Source organism: Nostoc sp. (assembly GCF_036917155.1).
GTDB lineage: Bacteria > Cyanobacteriota > Cyanobacteriia > Cyanobacteriales > Nostocaceae > Nostoc.
Genome location: NZ_JBALDZ010000039.1, coordinates 37876 through 46220 on the forward strand (window position 1 = coordinate 37876; position 8345 = coordinate 46220).

Genomic DNA, 8345 nt, shown 5'->3' on the forward strand with positions numbered 1-8345 from the left:
CTCAATCGTATTTCGCCTTATTCCAATTTTTTGCAGATTTGACTTGCTCAGGAGTCAGGTTTTTGACACTGCCAAAAACATCAGATTTAAAATTGGCATCGCTGAGGTCAGCACCGCTGAAGTTGGTGCCCTTTAGGTCGGCACCTTTGAAGTTAGCATCGCTAAGGTCAGCACCATTGAAGTTGGTGCCCTTTAGGTCGGCACTCTGAAATTTAGCACCGCGAAGGTTAGCAAGCCTGAAGTTAGTACCGCTGAGATTAGCACCGGTAAGGTTAGCACCGCTGAGGTTAACACCGCTGAGGTTAACACCACTAAGGTTAACACCGCTAAGGTTAACACCGCTAAGGTTAACACCGCTAAGGTTAACACCGCTAAGGTTAGCACCGCTAAGGTTAACACCGCTAAGGTTAACACCGCTAAGGTTAACACCGCTAAGGTTAACACCGCTAAGGTTGGCACCGCTGAGGTTAACACCGCTGAGGTTAACACCGCTGAGGTTAACACCGCTGAGGTTAACACCGCTGAGGTTAACACCGCTGAGGTTAGCACCGTTGAGGTTGGCACCGCTGAGGTCGGCACTGCTGAGGTCGGCACTGCTGAGGTCGGCACCGCTGAGGTCGGCACCGCTGAGGTTAACACCGCTGAGGTTAACACCGCTGAGCTTGGCTTTAGAACCAATCATATACATTTGTTTGTCAGCAGGATTTATCTTCTGAGGAAACTTAGTTTCCTTGGTGTAAACTGCATAACTAAGGTCGGTACTGCTGAGGTTGGCACTGCTGAGGTCGGCATGGCTGAGGTTGACACGTTTGAGGTTGGCATTGCTGAGGTTGGCATTGCTGAGGTTGGCATTGCTGAGGTTGGCACGGCTGAGATTGGCACTACTGAGGTCAGCATCGGTGAGGTTAGCACCGATGAGGTTGGCATTGCTAATGTTAATACTGCCAAGATTAGCACCCCTAAGATAAGCACCATTGAGGTAAGCGTCACTTAGGTTGGCATTACTAAGGTCAGCATCGGTGAGGTTAGCACCGATGAGGTTGGCACGAGTAAGGTTAGCACTGATGAGAAAAGCACCACTGAGTTTAATATTGCTAAGGTAAGCACGGCTGAGGTTGCCATTACTGAGGTCGGCACCGTTGAGTTCAGCACTGCTAAAATCTTTGTTAGATAAGCTCTCACCAGCTTCTACCAACTTTTCAAGAGCTTTAATTTTTGCTCTGACATACTTTTTTCCCTTAGCATCATCAACGGTTCGCCAAAGATTTATTATCCTTAACTGTTTTTCAACTGCAAAACTCAGATATACAGATAAAACCAGCGCTATGAAGAAAAAAACTATTGATTTAAAGCGATTAGTCTGTTTGTATCTGATACTTGTCTGAATCAATTCAATAGCCAAGTTTGATAATCTCAAGTTGTTAGCTTGTGCCTTCTGGAAAAGCTTGGCATCTGTCAAACGTTTTCCCTGAAACAGATAATCTTTCACCTTTCCTCTATCTCGCCATTCAACAGCCGCCGCTTCAATTTTCCGCTTTTGTCGCAGTATATCCCGACTTTCTTCAATCCATTTGCATAATAGCGACCAATGTCGAATCAGTGCTTCATGAGCCACATCAACCACAGCAATTTGGCCAGAACCTGACCCTTTTTCAATTAAAGTACTAGTGACAACTAAATTCTCATCAGCTAAACGTTGAATTAAGTTATTAATCAAGCTTTTTGGATGCTGTGAGCTAACTAAATCCTGTTGAAAAACTTGTCTGCGCGTATCTGCTGTTCCTTCTCCTAACTGCGTTAGTTCTAGAAAAATGCGCTTTGTTGCTTGCTGTTCTTCTGGTGATAATGATTCATAAACTTCTGTCGCGCGTTTTTGTAATGTTCCCCTGACTCCACCCAATCGGGTATACGCGTTAAGTGTTAACTGTTCTGCGGTCTTTTGCTTCCATAGTTCTGTTAACGTGTATTGCAATAACGGTAAACTCCCTGGTGAACCTTCTATATCTAAAATCATTTGAGAAACTAATTCCGGTTCGACATTTAAGTTTACCTGTTCCGCAGGTTTGATAATTGCCGTTTCTAATTCCTCTCGATTCATCGGTGTTACTGTTACTAAATGCTCTTGAATTTTCTTAGCAAGTCCGCCATACTCTTGTTCTAAGCATTTACCAAAGAAATCGGCTCGCATTATGATTACTAAGCAGAGTTTATTGTCATCGCGTTGTAAAGCACTTAACAAAGATTCAAAAAACTTTTGTCGTTCTGTAATGTCTTGACACAGGGTAAAAGTTTCTTCAAATTGGTCTACTACTAACACAAGGTGCTGAGTTTGGATAACTGTAATCAATTGTCCTAAACCAACTGCGCCTTTAGCAATTAATTCTTCAGCTTGAGCCAACTGTGAGGCTCGTTCAATATCTGATAATTCTGATTCTACAAATGCCAGTGCTAAATTTTGTAAGGGGTTAATCCCTGGTCGAAATATTTTCAACTGCCAAGTATCGCTACCTGATAATCTACGTCCTAACTTTAATTGATAAAATAAACCTGCTCTGACAACACTAGATTTGCCACTTCCTGATGCTCCCAACACAGCCAGGAAATTACCCGATCGCACTTTTTCTAATAATTCATCAGTTAACGCTGTTCTGCCATAAAATAAGTTGGCATCTGCTTCTGTACAATCAAAATAAGACAATCCTTTGTAAGGACAAATAGCTGATACTTTTACTGTGGAGTTAAGAGGAGAGGAATTCCATTTGCGGGTGAGATTAATTGCTTCACCAGAGTTAGCAAAAATTGGACGCTGGGGAAACGGGTGATGTTCTTGATTGAGCAAGTCTACTAAAGTGTAGTTACTCACCCAACGGTCTTGTTTTGGTTCCAAACCTTTGAGCAGTGCGGCGGTAAGAACGCTGTGTTGGCTGTTAATATCTTCAAAAGCAACTTCAAAATCACGAGAAGCCGCAATAAAACACCTGTCTCTACCTTTACCGCGATCGCCTGGATCTGCCTCTGCAAAATTTAGCACTTCTCCGCTATAGCAGCAATCCAAAATCACAATTTGTTGTCTTACTTCACTTTCTTGCAGCAGTCGCCGCAGCCATTGCAAAGATAATCCCCAATTACCCGCGTCAGGGTTGACTTCACTTGTCGCTAAAAAACCTTCCTGAATCCCTAGATTTTTCCGCAATCCATGACCAGAAAAATACAGCAGTGCTGTGTCTGGCGGCTTCCCATCTGGCTTAAACAATTGGACGATCGCTCTTTCTAACTGAGTTAAACTAACTTTAGTTTGCTTACCAATGCGAATTGTCTCATTTTCCTTGTCTTTGACTGCTGGTAGCCGCGTTACCCGAAATTCACCATATTGTTGTAAGATTTGAGCGATCGCTTCACCATCGGCAGCTGGTGCGTTGAGACATTTTAAGCGGTCATACGTATTAATTCCCACCACCAAAGCGTCTCGACTCATCCTGCAAAGCCCTATGATAGTTGTGCCGAATTATTTCCAGCTTCTACAAGAAATTTACCGCATTTTCCGTAAAATTTTGTAGATAAGCACAGCTAGACTACCCTAAACGCAATTCTTTTAGGCGAGATTTTATCCCATGACTCAACTCACACCTATTCAGTTAGAAGATGGCACGATTATTTACATTGAAGCCACAAATAACGTAGATGCACCACCAGTCAGCATCGAAGTTTCCCCGGAGGGAGAAGAAGAAGCGCTAATTGATAAGGGATGGGATGCTGATGCTGCACAAAAACAGATAGTGCAAAATTTCCAAGCAATTGAAGGTACAATTCGGGCTTACACTGTTTATTCACTCAATGCTTTTAAGAAAATCCCTGTTGCTAATATTGATAAAGTCACTCTTGAATTTGGCATCAAAGTTGGCGGTGAAGCAGGTATACCTTACGTGACTAAAGGCACGGCTGAAAGCAATCTGAAGGTAACGGTAGAGTGTTCATTTCCTGACCAACCGGAAAAGAAAACACCGCAATCATGAGTGAGAGTATTGACGCAGCCAAAATTTCGATTATTATTCCGGCTATTAATGAAGCGGTCAATATTAAAGAAGCAATTACAACCACCCAACCTAGTACAAATATAGAAGTCATAGTAGTAGATGGTGGCTCAAAGGATAACACGGTAGAAATAGCTCAGTCTTTAAATGTCAAAGTTATCTCATCATCTCCCGGTCGTGCTGTGCAAATGAACACGGGTGCTGTAGCGGCTAGCGGTGAAATTCTGTTATTTCTTCATGCAGATACTCGTTTGCCAACGGGGTTTGATGACATGATTCGCACAGCACTACAACAGCCGGGAATTGTGGCTGGTGCTTTTAAGTTGCGGATTGATGCCTCACTTTTCAGTTTACGATGGGTAGAGTGGGGGGTAAATGTGCGATCGCATTTTTACCAAATGCCTTATGGCGACCAGGCAATTTTTTTAACCAAGGAAGTATTTCAGCAAATAGGCGGCTTTCCCGAATTAGTTATCATGGAAGACTTTGAACTCATGCGTCGTTTAAAACGCATCGGACGCATTGTAATTATCCCTACACCAGTTGTCACCTCAGCCCGTAGATGGTTACAAAAGGGAGTATTCAAAACGACGCTACTTAATCAAATAGTAATTACTGCTTATTTACTCGGCGTTTCACCTGAGCGAATTCGTCGCTGGTATCGCCGAGAAAAATTTAAGAAGGTTTAAGAGGATGTTAGAACTAGCCCAGAATCCCCCGAATTTAGCGATGCACATTCGGGGAATTATGTCAATTTCCTTCACCTTTTTCTTGAAGAAGCGATCGCCAATCTTCAATCGCCTTCTCCGTCCACAACCAATTTTTAGCTAATTTATCTACCTGGAAATTTTCTCGATCGGACTTGAGAACCATTTGCCGCAACTTCATCGCTTCATTGAGATACTGTGTCTGCTTACCACTAGATTGACTAAGTGCAGATTTATACAATCCCAGAGCTAACCCAGCATAAGAAGTTAAAGCGTCTTGAGGCACTACCGTCTTTGTGGATGTTGAGTCTGTGTTCTGTTCTTTGAGAGCCAAATTCAAAGCCTTGAACCAAGAATCATTGGCGCGATTCAGATTGCCTTCTGTGTAGTAGGCAAATCCCAAAGCGTTATTATACAAAAGCGATTCAGGTTTAGCTTTGGCAGCAATTTCCCAGTAACGACGGGCATCATCGACACTATAATTATTGTCTCCAGTTTGGATGGACTGCCACGCCAATCGTCCCCTGTAAAAGTTTACAGATGGATCGTCAGCTTGCTTACTGGGAATTAGTTTCAGAGCAGTTTCAGCCGCAGCCAGTGCGCCCCGATTAAGTAGTTCTTCTACAGCCAATAACCCACCTTGCAAGTCACCCTGGCTCAATTTTTCCGTAGCAGTAGCGGTGACAATCCCAGTCGCTTCTATTCCTAAATCAATGTTCGGCTGTTTTTGAATCGGTCGAGAATCAGGTAGAGACTGGGTGGGAATTGCTGGTATATTAGGCAGGGTTGCTTGGGGTCGATTTTGCCACCACCAATTGAAACCGATCACAACTGCTAACGCACTGATTCCCACAACACCCACAATCGGCCACAGCCTGCGGCGACGGGTACGATTTTTTGGTGAAAGTGGTTGCGGCAAAAAATTAGAATTTTGCCAATTTCCTTCCAGGTTCCCAGCAGTTGCAGGTGGCGGCGGTGGAACTTCTCCCCACAAATCTGCTTCCTCTTGCAAAGAAGTCATTTCCTCTGAAATCTGGCTTTGGTGAAGACCATTTTCGCGAATTTTTTGATCCGGTTCAATTGCAGCTTTTTGGTTATCTAGCTGACGAAACAAATCCGAAACGATCGCAGAATCTTCTTCATAACTTGGATCATCATACTCAATTTCATCAACCAGATCGCCCCAAGTATCTTCACCCAGCCAGTCCAACCCAGAAGAGTCACGCGTCAAACCAGAAGGAATCATGTCTTCTATTCCTAAAGATATCTCGCTATCATCAGCCATAGCAGAGTACATCGTCGAAGTTGCCCCTAAAGGCGAACTATACTGATTCAGCGACTCCGTACTTGCGGATAACTCAGTTTCCTGACTCAGAAAACCGTCAAATTCTGGCTGGAGATATAAAATCGGTAATGCCCAGTACATCTGGTGAGAACCATAAGCAGAAATTAATCCTTGGCGCACCCGACTGACGCACAAATCTACTGGATATCCCTGACTCAAGTTGCGGTAAAACAATTGTGTGAGTGTCAACGCCACTTCATCAGGAATTCGTTCTGACATCGCCAAAACGCTTCTAATTCCCCGCTTCACCAGACTTTCTGCTAGGTTACGTTCGCCAGTATCTCCAGAAGGATTGGACGCAGGGGTATATGCCCCCAAGCAGGAATTAAACACTGCCATTTGAATGTTATTGTTGACGAGCAAACCTGCTAAATCGTCCCCAGTCAAGATTTCGGTTAAGCCAGTTCTGCGACTAACAAGATAAATTTCTCCACCATTGGAGCCTAAGTTACTATGACCAGAGTAGTGTAGAACGTGGTATCTGCCTTGTTCTAGCGCTTGTGTCAGTTCTTCCCGTCCTGGTTGGTCTAATACAGTCAGTTCAATTTCTGGCAAACGCTTGCTACCTTCAGGCAGTCGTGATGTTTGGCGCTGAAGTTCCGCCTGTAATTTAATCGCTTCCTGTTTCTGTAAATCAAGACGGACTTGATCTGAGGGAGAAGCAATTACCATCAATACTTTGACACCACCTTGTTCTAGCGGTGTGGGCATATTTTGCGCTCGCAAAGGAGAAGCCCCTGAAATTCCACTTTGGAAGCGAGAAAAAGCCACATAAGGCCCAGTAGCCAGAGGGCGATCGCCTGCGTGCATCACTTCCCAAGGCAAACGAGCTAACCTAGTGTCTTTTAGCCCCAAACGTAAGCGTAGTACTTGTTGGTGATTCTGGGCAATACCTTGGGCAGTAATCCAACTATCTCTGAGAGTACCTTGAAATAAGGCGTTATAGAATTGTTGACCCAATGCCACCAAATTAACAGAGTTCCTGGCGATATCGCTTTCATGCCCGCCAGAAGTGAATGGATCTCCTTGTAACACCGACTTCAACGGGTCATTCATCAAATGTCCAGCAGCCATCAACCAATCAGCTATGGGCCAAGTCACCAATTCTTCTGCCAATGGTACCCCAGGCGCGACTTGTTCCGTCCGCACCAAGTAGTCATTCTGCCCTACCGGGGTTACGGAAATATGGAATTCCTGGGTCACAACTTCTCCTGCTTGCCTCCTAAATCTGGTTTGAAACGCGAAAGTTTCAAGTCGATTTTTCGCTCCCTCTAATAACTTAGATGCATCCTGCCCCTGAATGTTTCTAATTCAGTGCCGTTTTGGTTTTTCTGCCCTGACAACTTTATCCGGATCGGATTACTTGGGTCTAGAACACTTAATTGGTAGATGCACCTTGATCTTCAACTCCCCTAGTTGGCTAACACCCACTGGGGGTTTTTTTATTTTGGCAAACAACAGCAACTTCTGACGCAGATATTCTCTACCAGAAAATAGTGCTTAATCCTAGAATACTTGATTAGTACATGGATGTCCCTTGATCTTTAACTCCCCTAATTTAGTTAATATTCACTCTTGTTTTTTTTGACACATGACAAGAATCAATTTTCTAATAAATTTATCCGGAGTATGGTAGTTAAACCTAGAACATTTAAGTGGTAGATGCACCCTGATAACTAGCTCCCCTGGTTGGCTAACGCCCACTGGGGGTTTTTTTATGAAGATAGAGTGCTATTGGTTAACCTGTTGCGTGCCCTGATACACCCATTTTTTAAGGTAGCGCACCGATATTTAATTGGTAGGTCTGTCCTGATAACTAACCCTTCTGAGGTTTTCTCTGACCGCCAAATAGTAAAAACTTCAACCTCTGCTAATTTATCCGGTAGCGACCCATTTACTTTAGAAAAGATTATTGGTAGATGCACCCTGATAACTCACTCCCCTGTAGGTTAACACCAACTGGGGTTTTTTTATTTAAAAAAATAACTGACCTTGATAACTAACTCACCTGGTTGGCTAACACCCACTTGAGGTTCTTTCTCGTTTCGTAAGTGTAGCCGATCCTAGACATCACCATCAATCCTAATTTAGTTCATTTTCTCCGGAAGATACTAGCTGCCCCTAGAAAAGATTATTGGTAGATGCACCCTGATAACTCACTCCCCTAGTAGGTTAACACCAACTGGGGTTTTTTTATTTAAAAAAATAACTGACCTTGATAACTAACTCACCTGGTTGGCTAACACCCACTTGAGGTTCTTT

The 8345-nt window shown here is 43.6% G+C and carries 4 protein-coding genes; 2 read left to right on the forward strand and 2 right to left on the reverse strand.

All coding sequences use genetic code 11. From position 1 onward, the window contains the following. Position 1 precedes the first annotated feature (1 nt). The gene (locus tag V7K67_RS06690) at positions 2–3475 is read right to left on the reverse strand and encodes an nSTAND1 domain-containing NTPase (RefSeq protein ID WP_334732777.1); all 3474 of its coding nucleotides are present in this window, start codon (positions 3473–3475) and stop codon (positions 2–4) included. A 136-nt stretch (positions 3476–3611) separates the two neighbouring features. Between V7K67_RS06690 and V7K67_RS06695 the strand changes: the two genes are divergently transcribed. Both V7K67_RS06695 and V7K67_RS06700 read left to right on the forward strand, forming a co-directional pair. Then, positions 3612–4013, forward strand: a complete 402-nt coding sequence (locus V7K67_RS06695) for a CU044_2847 family protein (protein WP_335165732.1) — start codon at positions 3612–3614, stop codon at positions 4011–4013. After that, complete coding sequence (locus V7K67_RS06700) at positions 4010–4720, forward strand: TIGR04283 family arsenosugar biosynthesis glycosyltransferase (RefSeq protein WP_335165734.1); 711 nt, start codon at positions 4010–4012, stop codon at positions 4718–4720. The genes V7K67_RS06695 and V7K67_RS06700 overlap by 4 nt, the downstream gene beginning before the upstream one ends. Before the next feature lie 61 nt (positions 4721–4781). Here the strand turns inward: V7K67_RS06700 and hetF are convergent, their stop codons facing one another. Next, complete coding sequence (gene hetF, locus V7K67_RS06705) at positions 4782–7286, reverse strand: cell division protein HetF (protein WP_335165736.1); 2505 nt, start codon at positions 7284–7286, stop codon at positions 4782–4784. Between the last annotated feature and the right edge of the window lie 1059 nt (positions 7287–8345).

Coding starts and splice junctions, on each gene's coding strand:
- V7K67_RS06690 (WP_334732777.1), bottom strand. CDS start 3,475: ATGAGTCGAGACGCTTTGGTGGTGGGAATTAATACGTATGACCGCTTA.
- V7K67_RS06695 (WP_335165732.1), top strand. CDS start 3,612: ATGACTCAACTCACACCTATTCAGTTAGAAGATGGCACGATTATTTAC.
- V7K67_RS06700 (WP_335165734.1), top strand. CDS start 4,010: ATGAGTGAGAGTATTGACGCAGCCAAAATTTCGATTATTATTCCGGCT.